General features: G+C 60.7%; 1 protein-coding gene. It reads left to right on the top strand.

Features of this window, described 5'->3' with window-relative positions:
* Positions 1-801: IS5 family transposase (locus ACR0M9_RS21110; protein ID WP_480547736.1), on the top strand; the 801-nt coding region annotated here is incomplete at its 5' end.
* Between the last annotated feature and the right edge of the window lie 54 nt (positions 802-855).

Consider the following 855-nt stretch of genomic DNA (forward strand, 5'->3'; position numbering starts at 1 on the left):
CGCGGTCGTCAACAGCGTTTCAGCGATGCTGCGATCCAGGCCTGCCTTACCCTGAAGGTTTTGTTCGGGATGCCGCTCAGGCAAACGACCGGGTTCGTGCAGAGCCTGCTGCGTCTGGTCGATTTGGACTGGGCGGTGCCGGATTACAGCACACTATGCCGTCGCCAGAAGACCCTGAATGTCAGCCTCCCGTATCGCGGAGGAACCGGGCCGCTGAACCTTCTGATCGATAGTACAGGCATCAAATCCAAAGGTGAGGGCGAGTGGAACGCACGCAAGCACGGTGGCCCGAAGCGGCGCGTTTGGCGCAAGATACACATAGGGATCGACGCAGAAACGCTGGAAGTCCGAGCCGTAGAAGTCACCACTAGCAATGTCGGTGACGCGCCAATGCTGCCCGAATTGCTGAACCAAATCCCGCCCGATCAGGACATCAGCTCCGTAACCGCCGATGGGGCCTACGACACGCGCAAATGCCACGACGCGATTGCCGAGCGCCATGCCCACGCCGTCATACCGCCGCGGAAGAATGCCAAACCGTGGAAGCCCACCAGCGCCGGGGCCATCGCTCGGAACGAAGCGGTCAACGCGTCGCGATACCTCGGTCGCGCTATCTGGCGACGGTGGAACGGATACCATCGCCAGAGCCGCGTCGAAAGCAAGATGCATTGTGTGAAACTGATGGGGCAGAGCCTCATAGCGCGGGACTTCCACCGGCAGGTCGCGGAAATCCAAGTCCGCATCGCGGTACTCAACCGCTATACCGCACTTGGCATACCCGTCACCGTGTCCGTAGGATAAGTCCGTCCGGGGAAAGGGGAAGACCGCCCTTCAAGCCATTTGTGCAACAAAGCC

The sequence above is a fragment of the Ruegeria sp. CH2 genome, assembly GCF_056537065.1.